This is a genomic window from Micromonospora sp. RP3T, assembly GCF_003027925.1.
Classification (GTDB): domain Bacteria; phylum Actinomycetota; class Actinomycetes; order Mycobacteriales; family Micromonosporaceae; genus Micromonospora.
The window spans coordinates 304,552-327,676 of sequence record NZ_PYPS01000002.1; the positions used below are offsets into that span (position 1 = coordinate 304,552).

Genomic DNA, 23,125 nt, shown 5'->3' on the forward strand with positions numbered 1-23,125 from the left:
TGTCCTGGCGCGGCGGGGGCGCTTTCGGTGAGCGTGTCACGTGGGGAGGCGACTCGTTTGGGTGCCGACAACTTCCGGGCGACCCTGGCGGCTGACCAGGAACTCGGCGCGGGCAACGTGCTGCTCCGGCTGGCCGAGCACGGCGCCGACATGCGGACGCCCCGGGTGACGTTCGACGTCGACGTCGACGGCATCCGCGCCTGGACGCCGCTGTCGCTGGCCACCCTGACCGAGCGGGTCGCCGCCCGGGCGGCCTGGTTCGCCGGGCGCGGCATCGGCCGGCGCGACCCGGTCGCGGTCTACGTCACCTCCGCGCCGGACGTGTTCCTCAACTTCCTGGCCCTCACCCGGCTCGGGGCGATCCCGGCGCTGATGAACGGCAACATGCCGATCGAGTTGGCGGCCGAGTTCGTCCGGCGGCTGCGCGGCGTCGGCGTGCTCGTCGACGCCGACCACGACGCGCTGCGCGGGCACGACCTCGGCGTACCGGTGCTCGGCGACGCCGCCGAGACCGGCACCGGCGACCCGGCGCAGGCACCCGCGCACCACCGGCACCATCCCGAGGACCCGGTCGTCATCACCCACTCCTCCGGCACCACCCGGGTACCGGCCGCGATCGTCCACTCGCACCACGGCCTGTTCGCCGCGATCCGCGCCGTACGGCTCACCGAGTCCCGGCCGCACGGCGAGGTGCGGGAGATGTCCGCGCTGCCGGCCGCGCACGCCGCCGGCATCATCACGCTCAACCAGGCGCTCTGCAACGGCTACCAGTTGCTCTGCCTGTCGGCGCAGGGCGGCCCGTTCGCGCGCAGCGCCGAGACCGTCCTCGACGCCATCGAGCGGTGGCGCCCGACCGGTGTGTTCGGCTTCGCCGTGACCTGGTCCGAGCTGGCCCGCGTCGACCTGACCACCCGCGATCTCAGCTCGGTGCGCAACTGGTTCAACACCGGTGACTGCGCCCACGAGTCGCACGTCCGCCGGCTGGTCGCGGTCGGCAGCCATCCCACCTGGACCCCCGACGGGCCGGTCGACGTGCCCGGCTCGAAGTTCGTCGACATGCTCGGCTCCACCGAGATGGGGCACGGCGCGTTCCGGATCACCCACCGGCCCGGCAGTGACCGCTACGACCGCTGCGTCGGCAAGCCGTACCCGTTCGCCGAGATCGCGCTGCTCGACGTGGCCACCGGCGAGGAGGTGCCGGACGGGCAGGTCGGGCACGTCGGGCTGAAGTCGCCGACGTTGGCCATCGGCTACTGGAACGACTCGGTCACCACGTACCGGACCCGGCTGAACGGTTACTACCTGACCGGGGACCTGATGTACCGCGACGCGCGGGGCGACTACCACCACGTCGACCGGGCCAGCGACGCGGTCGACCTGGGCGGCGGGACCTGGCTCTACACCGCGTTGTCCGAGGAACGCATCCTCGCGCACTGCCCGGACGTGCGGGACTGCACCGTCATCGCCGCCGCCGGGGACGACGGCGCCACCGTCACCGAGGTGCTGCTCCTGCTCACCGACGACGCCGACCCGGCGCTGGACCGCACCGACCGGGTCCGGGCCGCGTTGGGCCCGGCGGTGGCCGCGACGCTGCGCCGGGTGGTGACCGTGCCCGACGAGGGCGTGGTGATGGGCCCGACCGGCAAGGTCCGCAAGTTCCTGATGCGCCAGCGGCTGCTGGCCGACGCCGGAGCGTCCCCCGCGGGGTGAGCCGGGCCGCGCGGACGGCGTACGGGCCCTATCCTCGTGCCGTGCCCTACGCCGCCCTGACGTCCGCCGAGTGGAACGCCATGTCCGACGACACCGCGCGCCGGGTCGCGGCGGGAATCGCCGATCGGCACGGCCTGACGCTGCAGGGCTTGACGGTCCGGGCCGGTGCCGGGTGGTCGCACCGGCAGGCCCGGTTCGCCCGGGACGGCACGCGGTTCGCGCTCGTCCCGGGCGGGCGACCGACACTCGGGTACGACGGCTCACGGTTCCGGCCGGACGCCGCCCAGGCGGCCGACTACGCGGAGAGCGCCGACGAGTACGGCCTGCCGCCCGTGCCCGAGTTCGTCGACGCGATGACGTCGCCGGAGCGGGTGGTGGAGATGCCGGCGATGCTGGTGGCGGTGGACGCGTTCGACCCCTGCGGCATGCCGTTGGCGCCGGACGATCCGCGGGTGCGCGAGGTGGCCGCGTCGGCGCAGCCCGGCATCGGCGAGATGCGGCGGTTCGGGCCGGACGGCGGGCTGCACGTCGAGTTCGACCGGGCCGGGCGGGTGACGCGGGCCCGGCTGGTCCGACAGGTGTCGTACGACGAGGCGATGGCCGTGCTCGCGCGTCTGGACCTGCGGACCACCACCCCGGACGAGTGGGAGTGGGCGTGCGGGGCCGGCGCGACGACGCTGTTCCGTTGGGGCGACGACCACCCTACCGACGGTTACCCCCTCGGTCACCGCGCCGGCCCGCACCGGGAGGAGAACCGGTGGGGCCTGGCGATCGGGCAGGATCCCTACCGGCACGAGGCGACGACCGAGCGGGCCGTGGTGTGCGGCGGCGACGGCGGCGGCACCATCTGCGGTGGCAGCGGGTTCTTCCTGGGCTGGCTCACCCTGGCGACCGCCTACCGGGATGCCGACTTCGGCCGCTGGCTCGCCTCCGGCGACGGCTACGCCGACCAGGTCCTCACCCGCCCGGTCGTCGAGCTGCGCTGACCGGACCACCGGTGGCCGGGAGGTGGGCGCGCGGGCGCGGGGGTGCGCCGCCGTGCCAGAATCGTCAGCCGTGTCCTACCTCCCCTCCCAGCCGTACCCGCCGATGCCCGGCGCGGTCACGCCCCTGGTCGCCTACCCTCATCCGATCGCGCCGCCGCCGGGCTTCGCGGTGCTCGTCGTCTCGGTGAACCGGGGGCCCTACCTGGTGCCCGCGCCGACGACCAGCCGCTTCAAGGTGGACGGGCGGTCGGTGCCGATCCCCGGTGAGGGAACCTGGCACGTCGCGGTCCCGGCCGGTCCGCGCGACGTCCGTTACACCGACTTCATGGGCATCCCGATCATCACCACGTTGGTGCTGGCCCAGCCGGGGGCCGCGCATCACCTGTCGTTCCGGTTCGGCGGTTGGCGCAACCGGGTCCACGACGCCCACGGCACCGACGTGACGCGGTTCGGCCTGTGGTCGAACTACAGCATCGCGCTGGCCGCGCTGGCCGTCGTCGTGCCGCTCTGCTGCGGAGGGCTCGCGCTGATGGGCATCTTCTCGACCTCCCCGTGACACCGTTCCGCCGGCCCGCTTTGTGATCCCACCACGATCACCGTTGAACCGCCGGCGGTCCGGTCCGTAGTGAGCCCGACGGCAGGGTGGCGGTGGCACAGGAGAGGGAGGGCGACGCGTGCGGATGCGGTGGGCCGTGCTGGCGGTGCTGGTGCTGGTCGGGATCTGGCTGGTGCCGACCGGCCCGGCGCACGCCGCGCCGGCGGAGACCGGCCGGTACTACGTGGTCGGTCCGCCGGTCGACGGACAGCGGGAATACCTGTACGCCATCGCGTTGCGCACGCTCGGCAACGGCAACCGCTACCGGGAGATCGTCGACCTGAACACCGGTCGCGCCCAGCCGGACGGGGAGACGTTCACCGACGGGCTGGTGCTGAACCCGGGCTGGGTGCTCGTGCTGCCCCGGGACGCCAAGGGCCAGGGGGTACGCATCGGTCCGCTGCCCCGGACCCGGGCCCGGTCCGCCCCGCCGGTGACCCGGTCGCCGGCCCCCACCCCGTCCACGCCCGCCCGCACCACGGCTCCGCCGAGTCGCGTACCGCCGTCGACCCGGGCGCCCGCCACCACGAAGGCGGCGACGCGTCCCCCGGTCGCCACGGAGGTGGCCGCCCCGCCGCCGGGAGGAGGCCGGGCCTCGGGCGGCGGGGTCGACCCGATGGTGATCCGCGTCGGCGCGGGCGTGCTGTCGGTGCTGCTCGCGGCGGTGGCGATCGTGCTGCTGCGCCCGCGTCGCGCCGCTGGTGGCGTGTCCCTGGCCGGTGACGACGGGCCGTGGCCGCCCGAGCGGCACCACACGCCCGCGCCCGGTGACCGCGCCACGCCCGCGCCCGGTGACCGCGTCACGCCCGCGCCCGGTGACGGCGTCACGCCCGCGCCCGGTGACGGCGTCACGCCCGCGCCCGGTGACCGCGTCACGCCCGCGCCCGGTGACGGCGTCACGTCGACGGCCGGTGACCGCGTCGCGACCGGGTCGGCGCCGGCGGCAGCGGGCCAGGCAGCGGACCACGCCGCGAGGGCGGTCCGCCGGCCCGTCGGCGACCCGCCCGGATCGTCCCCGGCGGTCGCGCCGGACCCGCCGGCCGTCCGCTCGGGGAGCACCACGACGAACTCGTCGGCGTCGCCGGCGCGGAACGCGACGAAGGCCGACGCCGTCCACTCCCGACCCGCGCCGTCACCGGCCCCGCCGCCGGCCGGCCCGCCCGCCGCCGGGTCCACCCCGCCGGGCACACCCCGAGGGCCGGTCGTGGGCGTGGCCGACGCGTCGAAGCCGCGTCCGGCGCCCTCGACGGCGTCCCCGGCCCTCCGGCCCGTCGCGTCGCCGGAGAACGCGACCGGCACCGACACCACGACCGGCCCCACCGGCACCGACACCACGACCGGCCCCACCGGCACCGACACCACGACCGGGACCAGCCCCACCGACACTGCGACCGGGGCCGGGAGCGGCCACATCGGCAGCGACACCGCGACCGGGACCGGCTCCACCGACACCACGACCGGGACCGGCCCCGCCGGCCCTGCGGCCGGCACCGGGACCGTTCCCGCTGCCACCGGGACGACGCCGGACGTGCCGCGCCCGCCGCTGCCCGCCGCGGACGAGGCGCCGTACCTCACCGCCGACCTGGAGACCGACGTCGGTCCGGCCCGGGTGCGGCTGGTCGGCGTGGCGGCCGGGCGGGGCGTGCCGCCGTACGCCTGGTTGGGCCCGGGGGAGACGGCCCCGCCGGCCGTGCTGCCGCTGGTGCTGGGCCGTCGCGGACCGTGGCGGCTGCACGTGGACCTGGCCCGGGTGCCCGACGTGTTCACGCTGGTCGGGCCGGCGGGGGTGTGTGGCCGCGCCGCCGCGACCCTCGCCGGACGGCTGTCGGCCGCCGGGGTCGGCGTCGCGGTGGTGGGGGAGGCGCTGGGCGCCGAGCCGCCGGACGGCTACCGCCGGCTGGCCGGCCTGCCCGAGCCGCCGCGACCGGGGGAGGACCTGCCGGCGCCGTCGGTGGTGTTCACCGCGGGCCCGTCCCCGGCCGGGGCGCGCGGCCTCGCCGCCGCCACCGACGGACGCTGCGTGCCGGTGGTGCTGGGGCCGGTCCCGGCCGGCCGCTGGTCGCTTCAGTTCGAGGTGGCCGCCGGGCCGGTCGGCGCGGACTGAACGCCGCGCGCCACCACGGGCAGCGGGCCGGCCGCCACGCCGGGCACCGCCTCCCACGCCCCGTCCCGCGCCCGGTGGACGCGGTCCACCTGGACCCGGTCGTAGGAGCGGCTGGTGAGGATCAGCTCGACGCCGGCCTGGCGCAGCCGCTCCGCGCGGCCCCGGGCCAGCGGCAGTGCGGCCAGCGCGTCGGCGGTGGCGACGACGTCGAGCGTACGGCCACGCGGCACCCGAACCTCCACGAGCAGCCGGCCGGCCCGGGCCGCCGGCCGCCGCCGGGACAGCGGCAACCAACCCGGCGCCAGGCCGCGCGAGTGTGCCGGCAGCAGCGCGTACGCGCGCCGGGTGCCGTGCGCCGGCCAGCGGCTGACGTCGTGCGGCAGTCCGGCGCTCGACGCGTTCGTCGGCGCGGGGCGGATGCGCAGCGCCCCGCCGTCGAGCCCGTCGACGGGGCGCAGACGGCCGTCGTCGGTGGCCCGGAACGCGCCCCGTACCCGCGCCCGGTCCAGCCGGCCGGCCGGCAGCAGGTAGGTGTCCGGGGCGCCGAGCAGGTACTGGAGTCGAGCCGGGACGTGCGAGCGCAGCACCTGCACCGGGATCGCGCCGCCCGGCTCGACCCGTACCCGCAGCAGGTCGGCCCGGTCCGGTGCGGACCGCGGGTCCAGGTAACCGACCAGGAACAGCTCGGCGCTGGGTACGCCGTCCGCGGCGGCCCGCTCCAGGTCGCCGGTGACCGGCACGTAAGCCTCGAACGTCTCGACCGTGACCTGCTGGCCGGGGCGCAGCCAGGGCGGCCCGTACCGGCCGGCGCGGCGCTGCTCGGCGGCCAGCGGGGGACGGGACGAGGACTCCGGGACGCTGACGTCGTGGTCGTCGGGCACGTCGGCGGAGGGCGGCTCGACCGCCTGCTCCCCATCGATGTCGGCGTCGGCGTCGGTCACCACGATGCGCTGCCGCGACGGACGCGGCACCAGGAGACCGTCCGCTGTCGCGTCGACGCCCGGCGGGCCCTCGGCGTACCGGGGGCGGTGGGCCTGCCACGGCGCGACGCCGCCGGCCGCGTCGAGCGCGCGCAGGTGGCGATGGTCGGCGACGAGTTCGGCGCGTCCGCCCGGCGGCGGGGTCCAGACCGTGGCGCCGGTGGTCTCGGCCAGCTCGGCGGCCTGGGCGGCGAGCTTCGCCTGCTCGTCCGGCTCGGACGGCCAGGTGAGCCAGAGCCGCAGGTCGGCGCCGTAGAGTGGCAGCTCACCGAGGAGCGCGGCCAGGTGCCCGGCGTCGCGGACCTGCTGGGTGCCGCTGTAGTCGCCGATCAGGAAGCCGCCGGAGCGGGCCGTGACGGAGACCGTGACCAGTTCCGTCGCGGTGGCGCCGAGCCGGTGGGCGGTGGCCCGGCGGGCCACGAAGTCGGCCCGAGTGGCCAACGCCACACCGGTGGGCAGCGGCAGGTTGACCACGCCGGTGCGGGGCCGGACCAGACCGTCCTCCACCGCGAACCAGCCGGGCAGCGGGGTGGCGAGGTCCGGCGGTTGCAGCACCAGCCAGTCCATCGGCTGCCGGGTCACGCGGTCCAGCGGCAACGCGTGCAGCGGTCCGTCGTCGGCGTCGGGCACCCGGCCGGGCAGCACCTGTCGGATGTCCGCGCCGTCCGGGCTGACCAGCACGTCGTGCCCGAGCAGGCCGGCCACCTCGGTGAACAGCTCGGCGTGGCGGGCGCCGTCGTCGGTGAGGATCCGGACGTCGTCGGCGGCGTCCCCGGTCCGCCGGACCAGGTCCGCCAGCGCGGGGGCGTCCAGCGGGCGGTCCGGGGCGGTGGGCAGCGCCGGCTTCCCGCGCGGGCCGCACACCAGCCACAGATCGAGCAGGCCGGGCACCCGCCGGTGCCGGCGCGGGTCGAAGCGGCGGGTGGTCGGCATCCGGTCGATCCCCCGGCCGTCCACGGGGGCGGTCCGTGCCAGCCCTGTCACCGCCGCCCCGCCTTCGTCACCCAGTCGTCCCGTCGTCGGCCGGAGCCGTTCGACATCGAGGGCCGGTACCCTCGGCGGTCTCCATGACGGACGCCATGGAAATCTGGTTCAGATTGATTTGAACGAAGTCGGCGCTGATCCGCAATAGACGGTGACGGCCGATCGGTCTGGGCCGCGGTGACGGAAGGGGACCCGAGGTGCTGGCGAAGCACTCCATCCTTGCAAGACTGCTCGTGGTGGTGATGGTCGGCTGCGCGATCCTGGCCGTGCCACGGCCCTCGGCCGCCAGGTCCGGGCCGGACACCGAGCCGTACGTGAAGTACTACGTGGTCGCGGCGCAGTACCAGGGCCAGCCGGAGAATCTCACCGAGATCGCCCGGCGGTTCCTGGGCAGCGGCGCGCGGGCCGCCGAGATCTACCAGCTCAACACCGGTCGGGTCCAGCCGGACGGTGCCCGGCTGACCGACCCGGGCACGCTGCGGGCCGGGTGGCACCTGGTGCTGCCGTGGGACGCCGCCGGCGAGGGCGTCGAGTACGGACAGTTGCCGGCCGCCCGCCGGCCGTCGGCCCGCCCCACGCCGACCCGGTCGCCGGGCGCGCGTCCGGACGGCAGCCCGTCACCGGGCGCGAGCCCCACGCCCTCCGGTACGCCCACCGGCCCCGGCCGGGACGCGAAGTGCACCGCCACCAGCGCGTCGAGTGGCCGGTCGGAGTGGGCGCAGCTTCGCATGGCGGCGGACAGCGCGTGGACCCTGACCCGCGGCAACGGCGTCAAGGTGGCGGTCGTCGACACCGGCGTCGACGCCGGTCTCCAGCAGCTCAGCGGCCGGGTCGCGGTGGGCGCGGACGTCACCGTCGGCAATGGACGCGGGGACGAGGACTGCCTCGGCTCCGGCACGGCGATGGCGGGCATCATCGCCGCGGACGACAGCGTCGAGAACCGTCCGGTGGGGTTGGCGCCGGACGCCACCATCGTGCCGGTGCGGATGGTCCGGTCCTCCGGCGACGCCCGACCGGCCGACGCCGCGACGGCCATCGAGGTGGCGGTCAGCACCGGCGCCTCGGTGGTGGCGCTCGGTTCCCGGGTCGACCTGGCCGACCCGGCGGTGGCGGCGTCGCTGACCACCGCGCTGGAGCACGACGTGCTGGTCGTGGCGGGAGCACCGGTCAAGCCCACCACGCTCCCGTCGCCGCGCGGCGGATCCGGCGGGTCGTTGGTGCTCACCGGCGGCGTCGGCGCGGGCGGGCAGCTCGCCGAGAAGTACGTCGACGGCTCGGTCGAGGTGGTCGCGCCCGGCATCGAGGTGGCGACGCTCGGTGTCGGCGGCGGCAAGGTGATCGGCAACACCGGCACCGAGTTCGCGGTGGCGTTCGTGGCCGGTGAGGCCGCCCTGATCCGGGCGGCCCAGCCCGACCTCAGCGCCGCGCAGGTGGAGGAGCGCATCCGCGCCACCGCCGAACCGGTGGGCGGGCAGGTCGCCGAGGGAGATCCGCGCTACGGCTCCGGCATGATCAATCCGGCCGCCTCGGTGGCCCCGTCGGTGGACGCCCAGGCCCCGGCAGCCGCGCAGGCGGGCCGGGGCGGGGGCACGCTGGTCGCCGTGCTGCTGGGGTTCGCGCTGCTGTTCGGCGCGGGCGGCTTCCTGGTCTACCGGCTGCGCCGCCGCCGCTGGGCCGGCTGACCGCCCCCGCAGTGTAAGGAGGGGCCCCTTCTTAACAGACGTCTGTTAAGAAGGGGCCCCTCCTTACACCTCTAGCGCAGCGACCAGGTCTGCTTCGGGTTGAACACGCAGGTCCACGCGTTCAGCGGAGCACCCGTGCCGTGCCCGTCCACGTCCAGGCAGCGGTCGGTCTCCGGGTTGAACAGGGACCGTTTGCCCTGGTACTCGATCCACTTCCACTTCTGAGCCGGGTTGCCGCTGCACCGGGCGCTCTGCACCGGAGCGCCGTCCCGCTTCTCACCCCAGGCCACGTCCAGGCACAGCCCGTTGGCGCGGACGCTCCCGTCGGACTGGAACGTCCACCACTGCGGTCGCTCCTCCCGGCACGGCCGCAGGACCACCGGGATGCCGTCCCCGGCGCCGCCGCTGGCGCACAGCCCGGTCTCCTTGCCGACGAGCTGCTTCGCGCCGGTCGGGCGCTTCGGCGGGGCCGGCTTCTCCGGCTCGGCCGGCGGGCGGGTCGACGGCGACGCGCTGGGCCGTGGCGCGGGCGGCCTGACCGTCGGCGTCGGGCTGGGGGACCGGGGCGTGGCGGACGGGGAGGGGCTCGGGCTGGCCGGCGCCGCCGTGAGCCGTCCGTCGAGCGCGTAGAAGTCGGTGAACTCCTTCACCCGGCGCAGGAACGCCTGCGTGGCGTCGTCCAGCTCACCGCCGGTCTGGCGCACCGCGGTCGGCCCGTTCCGGTACGCGGCCAGCGCCAGCAGGCCCGGGTCGCCCTCGAGGCCGGCGAGGTCGCGACGCAGCGCGCAGAGCGCGACGCCGACAGCGGGAACGGCCACCTGCGGGTCCCACGGTGAGGCGCCCGCCGGCCCGTGCGCCCGCCACACCTCGGGCAGGAACTGGGCGATGCCCCGCCGGCCGTCGTCGCCGAGCAGGTTCGGGTCGAAACCCGACACCGCCATGAGCTGGGCCGCCACCGCCGCGGACGGCACCTCCGGGCACACCGAGCCGGCCCGCACCACGAGCCGGACGTAGGTCGCCGGCACCGCCTTCGGCTGCTGGCGTTCGGTGTCCGGGCGGGTGGTGCCGGAGCCGCCGAACGCGGTCAGCTCGCCGTAGTACGCCGCGTAGCGGCTGACGTCGTCGACGTAGGTGACCGCGTCGGACGGGACGCCCTTCGCCTCGCGTACCCGGTCGAGGTCGGTGTGGAACGCGGCCAGCGACAGCCGCCACGGGTCGCCCGGAACGGCGGCCAGGCGCAGTTGCCCGCTGAGGTCGCACATCTGGTGGGCCAGCGCCAGGATGTTGGCGGCGGTGTCGGTGCGGTCCGCGCCCGGCCACGGTGCCCAGGACTTCCACCGGTCGTCGTCCAGACCGGCGAAGCCGCGACCACCCGACGTGGTCTTGCCGACGCGTCCGTCCAGGCCGGACTCGGTCATCAGCTGCCCGGCCAGGCGGGCCGGGGTCAGTGTGGGGCAGGAGCGGGCGGCGGCCCGGATGGCGGTCAGGTGCTCACTGGAGACCTTGCGGCCGGTCAGCTTGTCGTCGCGGGCCGTGGCGATGCCCCAGCTCACGGAGGCGACCACCATGAGCAGCACCGCGAGGCCGGCCGCGATGGCGGCGACGACACGACGCGGCATCCGGGCGAGCCGGGATCGGAGGCCAGGAAGATCGGGTGTCACGGGACTTCCCTTCCGGTGATGACGTCGCCAGGCGTGACGCATGCGCGACGTCCTCGGTTCACCCGACCGGAATCTTTCCGATTCCAGTCCGGCCGCCATTGAACCGACCGGCGCACCGGGCCGTCAACGTGGACGGCGCCGGACGGACCGATTTCCGCCGCCGGACACCGCCGGACCGTCGATCGGAGTGCTCGATGTGGACTCGCCACCATTCGCCCGACGCGGGGCTGACCAGCCTCGTCGTGGGCGGGGCCGGCCCGCGCCGGGCCGTCGTCCGTCGATCGGGGCGCGTCCGGTGAGCACCGCCACCCTGGTCGCGGTCCGCCGGCCGGCGACGGCGTCCGATGAGTACGGTTATCCTTCTCCCTCAGAAGGGTCCGGTGCCGTGGCGCCGGGCCGGCCGGGCGGGCACGCCCGACACGTCAGGGGGAGGCGTTCTGTGTCGGCGGTGCCCAACGAGGCGGTGGAGCCCGGAGTTCCGGGCGAGGCCGTCGGCCAGGGTTCCCCCGAGAGCCTGATGCGGTGGATCCACCAGCAGTACCGCGAACCGCTGCTGCGCTTCGTCACCCGCCTGGTGCTCGGCCGGCAGGAACTGGCCGAGGATCTCGTGCAGGAGACGTTCCTGCGGGCCTGGCGCAACCTCGACACGCTGGCCGAGGAGCCGCGCCGGATCGCCCCTTGGCTCTACACCGTCGCCCGGCACGTGGCCGTCGACGCCGGCCGGGCCCGGCAGGCCCGGCCGCCCGAGGTCGCCGTGCCGGACCTCAACCGGCTCACCTCGGCCGACGACGAGATGGACCGGGTGGTCACCGCCCACACCGTCCGTCTGGCGCTGCGGCAGATCAAGCCGGAGCACCGGGCGGTCCTGATCGAGATGTACTACAAGGGCGCCTCGGTCGCGGAGGCGGCGGAGCGGCTCGGGATACCCGAGGGTACGGTAAAGTCCCGGACGTACTACGCGGTGCGGGCGCTGCACGCGGCGATCGGCCCGATCGAGTCGGCCTGATGTCACGTCCCAGCGGCTCCTCGTCCGATCCCGGCACCGACGCGGTGACCCGGGTCGTCGTTCCGGCGCACCCTTCGTCGGGTCGGGAAGGGGGGCGTGATGCGCACCGGCGGTGAACACCCCACGTCCGCGCACGAGGCGCTCGCGCTCTACCTGCTCGGCGCGCTCGACGAGACCGACCGCGTCGCCTTCGAGGCGCACCTCGCCGGCTGCGACGACTGCCTCTCCGCCGCGGCCGACCTGGGCGGCGCGACCAGCGGGCTCGGCGCGCTCGACGCGGCCGACTGGGCCGAGTTCGACGTCCCGCCGGCCGCGGTCCTGCCGCCGGCCTCCGTGCTGCCACCGCGGGCCGTCCCGGCCGTGCGCCCCGACCCGGCGTCCACTGCCGTCGTCGACCCGGCCGTCCCCGATCCGGCCGTTCCCGACCCGACCGTCCCCGACCCGACCGTCCCCGCCGACGCCGACAGCGACGCCGGGGAGCCGACCGCGCCCGTCGTCCGGGAATCGGCCGTGCCCGTCGTCGGGGAATCGGCCGCGCCGGACGGCGGTCCGGTGCCGGCGGGCCGGCGGCCCGTGCGGCCCGGCCGGGGGCCCGGCGGCCCGACCGGGCCGGCGTCCGGTCGCCGCTCCCGCCCCGGCGACGGCCGCTCCCGGCCGCTCTCCGCCCGGCGCCGGTTGCTGCTCTGGGGTGGGGCGGTGGCGCTGGCGCTCGCGGTGCTCACCGGTGGGATCGTGGCCGCCGTCGGCGGCGGGGGCCGCGACGACCTGGTGCTGACCGCCACCGGCGAGGCGCCCGGCCAGGGCGTCAGCCTCTCCGTGTCGATCACCACCCACGAGGGCCAGGGCTCCACGATCAGGATCACCGCGACCGGGCTGCGGCCCGGCCTGCGCTACCGGCTCTTCGCGGTGACCCGGGACGGCGTCACCCACCCGGTCCGGGACTGGACCGCCTCGGCCGGTCCGCAGGAGGTGACCGGGGAGCTGTCGCCGTCGGTCGACGACCTCTCCTTCGTCGGCGTGAGCCGGCCGGACGGCACCTCCGTGGTGACCGCGCCGATCTCCCGCTGACCGCGACCCCTCCGATCCGCACCGACTCCGGTTGAACCGGAAGCCCGCCCGCGCCGTCGTGTGGCCGTGCGCCTGCCGCACTCGTCGGGGGACGTGACGCGTCCCCGCGTCAGGCCGAGGGAGGGCTACATGGCAGTGAACACCGGATCGTCGACCCGTGGGCGACCGACGCGCAGGAGGTACGCCCTGCTCGCCGTCGTGTTGCTCGGGTCGGGGCTGATCGTGGGCGTGCCGGGCGGCCCGGCGACCGCCGCCACCGGGGAGCGGGTGACGTTCGTCAACGGCACCGCGGAGACGCTGTGGATCGGCGCGGGGGAGAGCGGGGACGGCTCGCGGCCGATCACCGGCCTGCCCACCCTGCGTCCGGGCGAGAAGAGCACCATCGTCATCCCGGACGCCGGCGAGCCGGGCCACTGGCGGGGCCGGTTCTTCGCCCGCCAGCGCTGCGAGGGCGACCCGAACGGCTCGTTCCGCTGCCTGGTCGGTGACTGCGGCGCGTTCGCCGACCGGTGCGAACGGGGCGCGGAGCCGGTGAGCCTGGCCGAGTTCAACTTCGACCGGAACAACGCCGCCGCGCCCTGGTACAACGTCAGCTACGTCGACGCGGTCTCCACCACGATCACGATCGACGCGCCCGGCGCCCCGAAGCCGGAGACGGCGGGCAGTTGCGCGCGGTGGGACTGCTCCGCCGGCCAGCTGCTCGCCGCCTGCCCGGAGGCGCACGCCGTCCGCGATCCGGCCCGGGGCGACCGGATCAACTGCGTCAACCCGAACCGGGACGCGGAGAGCGCGTACACCGCCGCGCTGCTCCCGTTCGGCCCGCGCGCCTACCTGTGGTCCACCCACGACCGGGTCGCCGGCAACGAGACGGTCTACAACTGTCCGGGCTGCGCGGAGGTCGTGGTGACGTTCCGCGGCGGCGGGGACTCGCCGGCGCCGCCGCCGAAGCGTAAGGCCGTCCGCCCCACCTCCGGCTTCGCGCTGCGCGGGTACGCGGACAAGTGCGTCGACGTGCCGGGCGGCGAGTCGGCCGACGGGGTGCGGTTGCAGCTCTGGCACTGCAACGGCACCCCGGCCCAACGCTTCACCCGTGGCCCCGGTGACACATTGACGGTGCTGGACAAGTGCATGGACGTGGCATGGGCGTCCCGGGACAACGCGGCCAAGGTGCAGCTCGCGTGGTGCAACGGCGGGCCGGCGCAGGTCTGGGTGGCCGAGGGTGGGCTGCTGCGCAATCCGCACTCCGGCAAGTGCCTCGACGTGCGCGACTGGAACTCCGACGACGGCGCGCCGCTGCAGATCTGGGAGTGCGCCGCCAGCCAGAGCAACCAGAACTGGCGCGAGACCGCCCGCTGATCCGACCGGCCCGGGACGGGCCCGGGTGCTTCGACGCCCGGGCCCGTCCTACCACCGGCGTGTGCGGCGCCGCCCCGGGTGGTTCCTTCAACGCGCCGCCGGCCGTGCGCAACGGTCACCGGGCCCGCCGGACCGGTGGGTCCGGGCGGGTGGGGCTCCGGAAAAAACCTGGGATCCGCGCTGAACCGGGTGGGCGGTCACGTCGTAGTGCGGCCGGCAGACGCGACGCGAGCAACGAGGGAGGCGAGACGGACGATGAGCCAGCCGGTGATGCTGCGGCGACCAGCCGAGCGCGACGAGCGTCCGGCCCGACACCGCGACGTCCTCTCCGACCAGGGCATCGGCTGGATCGGCGCGCACGGCGGTGCCGGCGCGAGCACCCTCACCCGGCTGCTCGGCGGCACTGACGTCGGGTGCCGGTGGCCGGACCCGGCGATCGGCGAACCGGCCCGGGTCGCGGTGGTCGGCCGGACCAGCCTGGACGGTCTGCGGGCGGTCTCCCGCGCGTTGAACGCGATGCGGGAGGGCCGGCACCCGGCCGGGATGTGGCTGGTGGGGGTGGTGCTGATCGCCGACGCCCCGGGCCGGCTGCCGGCGCCGCTGCTCGGCCGGATCCGGCTGCTACGCGCGATCGCCCCGGTGCACCGGGTGCCGTGGATCCCGTCGTACCGGGTGGGGGCGGAGCCGAAGCAGGTGCCCCGCCAACTGGCCCGGCTGGCCGCCCTGGCGGAGGCCCGGCCGGGACGGGGGACGCGGTGATCCGGCCGGTCCGGTCCGGGCCGGTCCTGGTCGCCCTGGTCCTGGCGCTGCTCGCCCTCGCCCCGCCGACGGCGGCGGTGGCCGCGGGCAGCTACACGGTGACCGTCGACGGCGGCGACGCCGCGTTCCTCTACAAGATCTGCCTGAAGACCACCACCACGGTGAACACCTACCCGGCCGGGAACGGGGACCGGGTCTGCTCGGGCAAGAAGGGCTCGACCGACGGCTCGTTCGACCTGACCGCCGAGTACACCGACGGGGACACCGTCTGGATGGACGTCGAGATGCTCGTGGACCTGAGCGGCCACTCGCGGACCAAGGACAACGTGGAGATCACCGGATCCCACTCGTGCACGCTCAAGGGCGCCCTGTACGCGGGCAAGTTCAAATGTGAGAACGCGATCAACAAGAAGAGCTTCACCACCCCGTCGATCGCGCCGTACGAGGTGGACGTCGACGACGCCGAAGCGCCGGTCGTGCAGCTGCTCACGCTGATGGCGTGGTGTGTGAGCGCCGCCGCCGTGGTCGGCCTGCTGCTGACCGGCATGACGTTGGCGTCGCAGTTGCGGCGCGGCGCGCTGGAGGAACGCACCGAGTACACCAGGCAGATCGCGTTCGTGATGGCGGCGTGCCTGCTGGCGACCACCGCCGGGCCGATCGTCGAAGCGCTCGGGTTCAGCCAGTGACCACCCGACCCGACCGGCCGCCGGCCGGCTGACCGACCCCTCCCTGACATCGAAGGAGCACCCCCATGGCCCTCTCCGACATCTACTACAGCGGGCTGGTGCGGATCCCGGTCGGGTTCCGCCTCGCGCCCGACCCCGAGTCGTCCGGCGGCGGGGTGCCGCAGCCGTCCACCGGCGGCAACTCGGTGCCCGGGCAGCTCGCCACGAAGGTCGAGCAGGCGCTCGGCCTGGTCGCCTGGGCGGGCACCGCCGCCGGCGTCCTCGGCGTGCTGATCACCGGCGCGGTGATGGCCATCTCGCACAAGCGGGGCGAGAGCTCGGAGCACATGAGCCGGCTGGGCATGGTGCTGGGCGGCTGCATCCTGGTCGCCACCGCGGGCCCGATCGTGAGCTGGGTCTTCGGCACCGGCGGCCAGGGCGAGGGGAACTGACCGTGCGCTCACGACACGCGTCCGAGCCGGTGGAGGGTGGGCCGTTCTGGCGGCAACGCCGGTGGCAGGTGTCGGCGGCCTTCGTCGTGCTGGCTCTCTGCGCCGGCGTCGGCGCGGCGGTCTACGGCGGCGGGGACGACGCCACCCGGGCCGCGCCCGCGACCGGTCCGGTGATCGGTGGTCTCGGGCCGGACGGGTCGCGACCGCAGGGCTGCCGCACCGTGGACACCGCGCAGCAGATCCCGGTCGCGGCGCCGGACGACGTCACCTGGCGGCCGGTCAACGGGGCGCAGACGCCGTTCTCCGCCTCGGCCGGGCCGCTGCGCACCACCGGGCCGCTGCGCTGGTGCTTCGCGCACACCCCGATGGGGGCGGTGCTGGCGGTGCACACGATCTCCCGCCAGATGAGCGGTCCGGACTGGCGTACGGTCAGCCGGCAGCAGCTCGTGCCCGGGCTCGGGCGGGACTACTTCGACGCCATGCGCGAGTCGCTGGAGGAGGGCGGCCCGCCGCAGACCACCAACCGGCTGGCCGGGTTCCTGGTGGTGCGGTACACGCCCCGCACGGCGGTGGTCCGGGTGCTGGTCCGGCAGGCGACCGCGCGGTACTTCTCGGTCGACTACACGGCGGACTGGAACGACGTCGACTGGCGGCTGCGCCCGTTGACCTCCGGCGGCCTGTACGGGCCGGTCACCGCGGTCGTGTCGCTGACCGGCTTCGTGCTGTGGCGGGGGGTCGGCGATGGCTGAGTGCGCGACCGGCGACGCCGTCTACATCGGGGAGATCGGGCAGGTAGTCGGCTTCTTCGAGCGCGGGATCGACGGCATCCTCAGCGACATCGCGGGCGCCATCCTGGGTGCGGCGGTGGAGTTGTTCGCCAACCTCGGCGACGTGCCGACGCTCGGCGACGAGACGATCAACAACCAGATCCATCTGCAGACCAACTGGCTCGTGGTGTCCATCGCGGTGGCGTCGTTGCTGGCCGCGGCGTTCCGGATGGCGTTGCTGCGCCGGGGGCAGGCGCTCTGGACGGCCCTGCTGGGCCTGGTCCGGATGGTGCTCACGGTGGGCGCCGCGTGGACCGTGCTCAACCTGCTCGCCACGGAGGCCGACCGCTACAGCGACCACCTGTACGACCAGGGCATCAAGGCGCAGCTCAAACTGATCGCCAACTGCGGGACCGACGGGCTGACCGCGTTCCTGCTGATCATCATCGGGTTGCTGCTGCTGGTCGCCGGCTGCATCCACGTGATCCTGATGTATCTGCGGCTCGGCGCGATGGTGCTGCTCACCGGCACGCTGCCGCTGGCCGCCGCCGCGTCGATGACCGAGTCGGGCGGCGGGTGGTGGCGCAAGCACATCGCCTGGATGGTGGCCTGGCTGGCGTTCAAACCGGTGGTCGGTCTGATCATGTACTCCGGGGCCGCCATGATCGGCTCGGTGGACGGCGACGCCAAGCACTACAAGCTCGCCGGGGCCGCCATCCTGCTGATGGCCGCCGTCGCGCTGCCCGCGCTGATGCGGCTGGTCGTACCGGCCATGGCGGCACTGGGGTCGGGCGACGGCGTCGGTGCCGGCGTCGGCGCCGGCGCGGCGGCGGCGGGCGCCGTGGCGAGCGGGGCCAGGCGGATCGCCGGCGGTGGTCACGGCGGCGGCGCGGTCCGGGCGCCGGGCGGTGGCGGTGGCGGCTCACCCTCCGGCGCGGCCCGGGGCGGCGGCGGGTCGGGGTCCGGCGGGGCGTCGAAGACCAACGGGGCGTCCAGGGCCGACGGGGCCGCGACGTCCGGCGGTGGTTCCGGCGGCCGCGGTGGCGGGTCGGCGTCCGGCGGTGGTTCCGGCGGTGGCGGGTCGGCGTCCGGCGGGCGGCCCGCGTCCGGCGGCGGCACCCCGGCGCCCGAGAACGCGGCGCCGTCCGGCGGCGGTTCGTCCGGTGGCGGCGGACGCGGCGTCGTGTCGACGGCCGGGCGGGTCGTCGGCGGCGCGGTCGGCGCCGCCGCCTGGACCGCACAGAAGAGCGCCGGCGCCCTCGCCGGCACACACCGGCACGCCGCCGGCATCGCCGGGGGAGCGCTGCCGCAATCCGACCGACAGTAGGCCGGCCCAGGAGGACGAGCAATGAGCACGGCAACCGAACAGATCAAGACACCGACGTACGGAAACTGGCGCCGTCCTCGCAAGGCCGGCCTCGGCTCGCTGGGCCTGATCGGGACCTTCGGCCTCTTCGGCGGTCTCGTGGTGGTCCTGATCGCGTCCATGATCTCGCTGGACGCGGCCCTGGTGGTGGGGCTCCCGTTCGCGCTGGTGCTGGCGCCGTTGGCGATCCGCACCCAGGACGGTCGCAACGTCTTCCAGATGGCCGGCGTCCGGGTCGGGTGGATGCGCCGCCGGTCCAAGCGGCAGCACCTCTACGTCTCCGGACCGCTGTCCACCCGGCCCGGTGGCCGGTTCCGCCCGCCCGGGCTGCTGAGCCGGGTGACCATGCTGGAGGGACGCGACCCGTACGACCGGCCGTTCGGCGTGCTGCACCACCGCAACCGGCACCAGTACACGATCGTGCTGAGCTGCGAGCCGGACGGCGGGTCGCTCGTCGACCCGGACCAGGTCGACACGTGGGTGGCGCTGTGGGGGGAGTGGCTGTCCCGGCTGGCGCACGAGCCGGGGCTGCGCGGCGCGTCGGTGGTGGTGGAGACCGCCCCCGACCCGGGCACCCGGCTCGCCACCGAGGTGCTGGGCCGGCTCTCCCCGAACGCGCCGCCCGCCGCCCGGGCGGTGATGGAGGAGGTGGTGCGCTCCTACCCGGACGCGTCCTCGGAGATGAACACCTACCTGACGCTCACCTACTCGGCACCGGGCGGCGCCCGGCGTGACGACGAGACCATGCTCGCCGACCTGGCGCTGCGCTTGCAGGGGGTGCTCAACGGGCTGGTGGCCGCCGGCGGGGGCTCGGCGGAGCCGCTGTCGGCGGAACGGATCGCCGAGGTCGTCCGCGTCGCGTACGACCCGGCCGCCGCGGCCGAGGTGCTCGACGTACGCGCCCAGCACGGCGGCACCGGCCTGGAGTGGGACGACGCCGGGCCGGCCGCCACGGTCGAGACGGTCACCGCGTACCAGCACGACTCCGGGGTGTCCCGGAGCTGGCTGCTGACCATGGCGCCGCGCGGCGTGGTGCGCTCCGGGATCCTGCGCAGCCTGCTCGACCCGGCCGCCGGCATCCGCCGCAAGCGGGTGGCCCTGGTCTACCGCCCGATCGACCCGGCGACCTCCGCCCGGATCGTCGAGTCCGACCGCCGGTCCGCCCAGTTCATGGCGAACTCGACCAAGGGCCTGGTCCGGGCCCGGGCGGTCGCGGAGATCCAGGCGGCCGAGCAGACCGCGGCGGAGGAGGCCTCGGGCGCCGGCCTGGTGGAGTTCTCGATGCTGGTGACGTTGACCGTCGACTCGGTCGACGAGGTGCGCGACGCGAACGTGACCATGCGGAACCTGCTCGGCGCGACCCGGATCGCGATGCGACCGGCGGACCGGTTGCAGGCCGCGGCGTTCAGCTGCGCGCTTCCGGTCGGCATCCTGCCCTGGGAGCAGTCGATCGTCCCGCAGGACCTTCAGGAGGCGTTGTGACGGCCGGGGTGGGCGCGGACGGCGCGCGGGTGCTGGACCTCGGCGCGGGCTGGCCACGGGGAACGTCCGGGCCGGACACCGCGATGTCCGGCCTGGTGGTGCCGCCGGTGGAGGCGCAGGACCGGGAGCCCGACGAGAACGGCGAGCAGACCCCGCGGGCGCTGCGGCGGGCGCGCCGGCGGCGGGCCGCGGAGGAGGCGGCCGAGCACCGGTACCGGCAGCGGCTGGCCCGGATGGACCGCGTCGACGCGGTGCCGCACCGCGGTTCGCCCGACCTGGGTGGCGGCCGGGTGGCCACGCTGGACCCGCCCGCCATGTGGCGGGCCACCACGGTGCAGGCGTGCGGGCTCTGGCCGTTCGCCTCCGGCTCGGGCGCGCCGATGACCGGCGTCCCGCTCGGGCAGCACATCAGCACCGGCGCCACGGTCTGCGGGGACCCGCTCAACTGGTTCACCCGGGCGCGGTACATCTCCAACCCGTCGCTGTTCATGCTCGGCATGCCGGGTCTGGGCAAGTCGACGCTGATCAACCGGATGTTGATCGGCCTGGCCGGGCAGGGCGTCGTCCCACTGGTGCTCGGCGACCTCAAGCCCGACTACGCGGACACCGTCCGCGCGCTCGGCGGGCAGGTCATCTCCATCGCCCGTGGCGTCGGCGGGCTCAACGTGCTCGACCCGGGCGCGATGGGCGCGGCGGCGGCGCGGATCGGCGGGCAGGCCGGCGAGGCGCTGTCCGCCGAGTCCCACGGCCGGGTGCTGAACATGGTGGCCGCCCTGCTGACCATCGTGCGGGGCGCGCCGATCAGCGACCACGAGCAGTCGGTGCTCTCGGCCTGCCTGCGGCACCTGCGCGAGCGCACCGCGCCGGGCCGGACGTACCGGCTGCCGGACCTGCTCGCGGTGCTGGAGGCCGGGCCGCCACAGGTCCGGCAGGTCACGCTGGACCGGGGGCAGGAGTCCCGGTACCGGGACGCGGTGGACCCGCTGCACCGGTCGCTGCTCGGCATCGTGGACGGCCCGCTCGGCGACACGTTCGCGTCGGAGACGGCGACCCGGATCGACCCGGACGCCACCGCGGTCTGCATCGACATCTCCCGCATCGGCGAGGCGGACGGGCAGTTGACGGCCGCCGCGATGCTCGCCGCCTGGTCGGACGGCCTGGGCACGGTGTCCGCGTCGCACGCCCTCGCCGACGCGGGCCTGGCGCCCCGGCGTTGGTTCTTCACCGTCCTGGACGAGCTGTGGCGCCCGCTGCGGGCGGCCTCCGGCATCGTCGACCGGATCGACGCGCTCACCCGGCTGAACCGCTCGCTCGGGCTGGCCGACGCGAAGATCACCCACACGTTGAAGGACGCCGAGGCGCTGGGCAGCGAGGCGGACAAGGCCAAGGCGCGCGGGTTCGTCGAGCGGGCCGGCATGGTCGCCTGCGCCGGCCTGCCGAGGGCGGAGATGGAGGAGTTGGCCCGCGTGGTCGGGCTGTCCCGGCGCGAGATCGAGCTGGTCTCGTCCTGGTCCTCGCCGGCCGGCTGGGCCCAGGACGGCGGCAACGAGGAACCGCCCGGCCGGGGCCGCTTCCTGATCAAGGTCGGTGGCCGGCCCGGCATCCCGATCCGGGTCGCGATCACCGACGCCGAGCGGCACCTGCACGACACGAACACGCGGTGGATCGCCAACGGCGACGCGGACCGGATGCGCGCCGAGCGGGACGCGGTGGTGCGGGCCGTCACGGCGGGCTCCCGGCCCGACCTGGAGCACCGGTGAAGCGCGGCGGCGGAGACCACCTGGCCTGGCTGGTCCCCGTGCTCGCGTTGATCAACCTCACCGCCTTCGCCCTGCTCTGGCTCGGTGGCACGCTCGCCGCCGCGGTGGGCGGCTACGGCTGGCGCCCACCGCCGTTCCGCCTCGACGTCTACCTGAGCCTGCTCGGCGGCGACGCCGGGGCGGTGTGGCCGGGCGTGCCGTCGGCCCTGGTGTACGGCGGCGCTGCCGGGCTCGTTCCGTTCGCCGCCGTCCCGGTGGTCGCGGCCGCCCGCGCCGTGGTCCGCCGGCTGGGCCGGTCGGCGAACCTCGCCGGTGCGGCCGACCTGCGGACCATGACGGGCAAGGCGGCCGAGGCGCGGGCCCGCGAACTGCGCCCGTCGCTGCGGGACGTGCCCCGACTGCGTCCCGACGACACCGGCAACCTGCTCGGTGACCTGCTGCCGTCGGGCCCCGAGCTGCGGTCCTCCTACGAGGACGTGGAACTCGACCTGATGGCGCCGCGCTCCGGGAAGTCCACCGGGATCGCCATCCCGCGGGTGCTGCGCGCGCCCGGCGCGGTGCTGCTCACCTCCAACAAGTCGGACGTCTACCTGGTCACCCGGCAGGAGCGGGCCCGGATCGGCCGGGTGTGGACGTTCGACCCGCAGGGCATCGCGTACACCGAGCGGGCGATGTGGTGGGACATGCTCGGCGGCTGCCACAACCCGGAGGGCGCGCGGCGGCTCGCCGGTCACTTCGTCAGCTCGGTCAACGACGACGCGTCGAAGCGGGACTTCTGGACCGCCGCGGCGCAGAACACGCTGACCGCGCTCCTTCTGGCCGCCGCGCGTGGCGGCCAGCCGGTCGAAGAGATGCTGGCCTGGCTCGCCGACCCGGCCGACCGTAGTCCGATCGACCTGCTCCGCGACGCCGGGCTGACCGCCATGGCCGACCAGCTCCAGGGCACCGTACGCGGGGCGGTGGAGACCCGCGACGGCATCTACGAGACGGCCCGGCAGTGCGTGGCCTGCCTGCTCGACCCGGAGATCCTGGCCTGGGTCAGCCCCGACCCGGACCGCCCGGAGTTCGTCCCGGCGGAGCACGTGCTCGGCCGGGACACGCTCTACCTGCTGTCCAAGGACGGCGGCGGGTCCGCCGCCGGGGTGATCGCCGGGCTGGCGGACGCGGTGGTCCGCGCCGGCGTGGTGGCCGCCGAACGGATGGGTGGCCGGTTGGACCCGCCGATGACCGCCGTGCTGGACGAGGCGGCGAACGTGTGCCGCATCGCCGACCTGCCCGACCTCTACAGCCATCTCGGCTCCCGTGGCGTCAGCGTGGTGACGCTGTTGCAGAGCTACCGGCAGGGGGTGCGGGTCTGGGGCGAGGCGGGGATGGACGCGTTGTGGAGCGCCGCCACGGTCAAGCTGCTGGGCGCCGGGCTGGACGACGCCGACTTCGTGGACAAGGTCGCCCGCCTGGTCGGCCAGCACGACGTGCGTACCCCGACCTACTCCCGGTCCCGCGACGGCGGCAGCCGGTCGGTGTCGTACCGGCAGGAGCAGGTGCTGCCGGCGGACCGGATCCGGGCGCTGCCGAAGGGCACCGCGCTGCTGCTGGCGACCGGCGTGCGACCGGCGGTGATCCGGTTGCGTCCCTGGTACAAGGAGCCGGACGCAGGCCCGATCGCGGCGGCGGCGAAGGCCGAGGCGCGGGCGGTCACCGAGCGGGCGTCGGCGGCCTGGCACCAGCGGGCCGGGTGACGG

Annotated in this window: 18 protein-coding genes; 16 read left to right on the plus strand and 2 right to left on the minus strand. The window is 75.5% G+C overall.

From position 1 onward, the window contains the following. Positions 1-57: 57 nt before the first annotated feature. From C8054_RS03175 to C8054_RS03190, 4 genes are all read left to right on the plus strand, one after another. Positions 58-1,710 (plus strand): class I adenylate-forming enzyme family protein, encoded by a 1,653-nt coding sequence (locus C8054_RS03175; RefSeq protein WP_107155151.1) that lies wholly within the window; start codon positions 58-60, stop codon positions 1,708-1,710. Between the two features lie 41 nt (positions 1,711-1,751). Next, the gene (locus tag C8054_RS03180; protein WP_107155152.1) at positions 1,752-2,696 is read left to right on the plus strand and encodes a hypothetical protein; all 945 of its coding nucleotides are present in this window, start codon (positions 1,752-1,754) and stop codon (positions 2,694-2,696) included. A gap of 70 nt (positions 2,697-2,766) precedes the next feature. Next, positions 2,767-3,252: a hypothetical protein gene (locus tag C8054_RS03185; RefSeq protein WP_107155153.1), complete on the plus strand. Its 486-nt coding sequence runs from the start codon at positions 2,767-2,769 to the stop codon at positions 3,250-3,252. 118 nt (positions 3,253-3,370) lie between these two features. Next, positions 3,371-5,395, plus strand: coding sequence for a hypothetical protein (locus tag C8054_RS03190; RefSeq protein ID WP_146179842.1), 2,025 nt, complete (start codon positions 3,371-3,373; stop codon positions 5,393-5,395). Here C8054_RS03190 and C8054_RS03195 read toward each other — a convergent pair. Then, positions 5,356-7,359 (minus strand): hypothetical protein, encoded by a 2,004-nt coding sequence (locus C8054_RS03195; RefSeq protein ID WP_107155155.1) that lies wholly within the window; start codon positions 7,357-7,359, stop codon positions 5,356-5,358. The two genes, C8054_RS03190 and C8054_RS03195, sit on opposite strands and share 40 nt — an antisense overlap. Positions 7,360-7,556: 197 nt before the next feature. Here C8054_RS03195 and C8054_RS03200 point away from each other — a divergent pair, with 197 nt between their 5' ends. After that, entirely contained in the window at positions 7,557-9,041 is a 1,485-nt protein-coding gene (locus tag C8054_RS03200) for a S8 family serine peptidase (protein WP_107155156.1), read from the plus strand. Between the two features lie 71 nt (positions 9,042-9,112). Here C8054_RS03200 and C8054_RS03205 read toward each other — a convergent pair whose 3' ends face one another. Beyond that, positions 9,113-10,660 carry a ricin-type beta-trefoil lectin domain protein gene (locus C8054_RS03205; protein WP_233219468.1) on the minus strand — a complete coding sequence of 516 codons (1,548 nt, stop codon included), beginning with the start codon at positions 10,658-10,660 and terminating at the stop codon, positions 9,113-9,115. 481 nt (positions 10,661-11,141) lie between these two features. Between C8054_RS03205 and C8054_RS03210 the strand changes: the two genes are divergently transcribed. From C8054_RS03210 to C8054_RS03260, 11 genes are all read left to right on the plus strand, one after another. Beyond that, entirely contained in the window at positions 11,142-11,708 is a 567-nt protein-coding gene (locus C8054_RS03210; protein WP_233219469.1) for a sigma-70 family RNA polymerase sigma factor, read from the plus strand. Positions 11,709-11,807: 99 nt separating this feature from the next. Then, positions 11,808-12,776, plus strand: coding sequence for a zf-HC2 domain-containing protein (locus C8054_RS32210; protein ID WP_199199509.1), 969 nt, complete (start codon positions 11,808-11,810; stop codon positions 12,774-12,776). Positions 12,777-12,905: 129 nt separating this feature from the next. Further along, on the plus strand, positions 12,906-14,132 hold the full coding sequence (locus C8054_RS03220; RefSeq protein WP_107155158.1) for a ricin-type beta-trefoil lectin domain protein: 1,227 nt from the start codon (positions 12,906-12,908) through the stop codon (positions 14,130-14,132). Positions 14,133-14,387: 255 nt separating this feature from the next. Continuing rightward, the gene (locus C8054_RS03225) at positions 14,388-14,891 is read left to right on the plus strand and encodes a DUF6668 family protein (RefSeq protein WP_233219477.1); all 504 of its coding nucleotides are present in this window, start codon (positions 14,388-14,390) and stop codon (positions 14,889-14,891) included. After that, a complete protein-coding gene (locus C8054_RS03230) occupies positions 14,888-15,577 on the plus strand; it encodes a hypothetical protein (protein WP_107155159.1) in 690 nt (229 codons plus the stop codon). The genes C8054_RS03225 and C8054_RS03230 overlap by 4 nt, the downstream gene beginning before the upstream one ends. A gap of 65 nt (positions 15,578-15,642) precedes the next feature. Further along, positions 15,643-16,008 carry a hypothetical protein gene (locus tag C8054_RS03235; RefSeq protein WP_107155160.1) on the plus strand — a complete coding sequence of 122 codons (366 nt, stop codon included), beginning with the start codon at positions 15,643-15,645 and terminating at the stop codon, positions 16,006-16,008. 2 nt (positions 16,009-16,010) lie between these two features. After that, a complete protein-coding gene (locus tag C8054_RS03240) occupies positions 16,011-16,757 on the plus strand; it encodes a hypothetical protein (RefSeq protein ID WP_233219470.1) in 747 nt (248 codons plus the stop codon). Further along, positions 16,750-18,102: a hypothetical protein gene (locus C8054_RS03245; RefSeq protein WP_107155161.1), complete on the plus strand. Its 1,353-nt coding sequence runs from the start codon at positions 16,750-16,752 to the stop codon at positions 18,100-18,102. Before C8054_RS03240 ends, C8054_RS03245 begins: the two co-directional genes overlap by 8 nt. A 21-nt stretch (positions 18,103-18,123) precedes the next feature. Continuing rightward, the gene (locus C8054_RS03250) at positions 18,124-19,623 is read left to right on the plus strand and encodes an SCO6880 family protein (protein WP_107155162.1); all 1,500 of its coding nucleotides are present in this window, start codon (positions 18,124-18,126) and stop codon (positions 19,621-19,623) included. Continuing rightward, a complete protein-coding gene (locus tag C8054_RS03255; RefSeq protein ID WP_107155163.1) occupies positions 19,620-21,383 on the plus strand; it encodes an ATP/GTP-binding protein in 1,764 nt (587 codons plus the stop codon). Before C8054_RS03250 ends, C8054_RS03255 begins: the two co-directional genes overlap by 4 nt. Continuing rightward, positions 21,380-23,122 (plus strand): type IV secretory system conjugative DNA transfer family protein, encoded by a 1,743-nt coding sequence (locus tag C8054_RS03260; protein WP_107155164.1) that lies wholly within the window; start codon positions 21,380-21,382, stop codon positions 23,120-23,122. The genes C8054_RS03255 and C8054_RS03260 overlap by 4 nt, the downstream gene beginning before the upstream one ends. Positions 23,123-23,125: the final 3 nt, after the last annotated feature.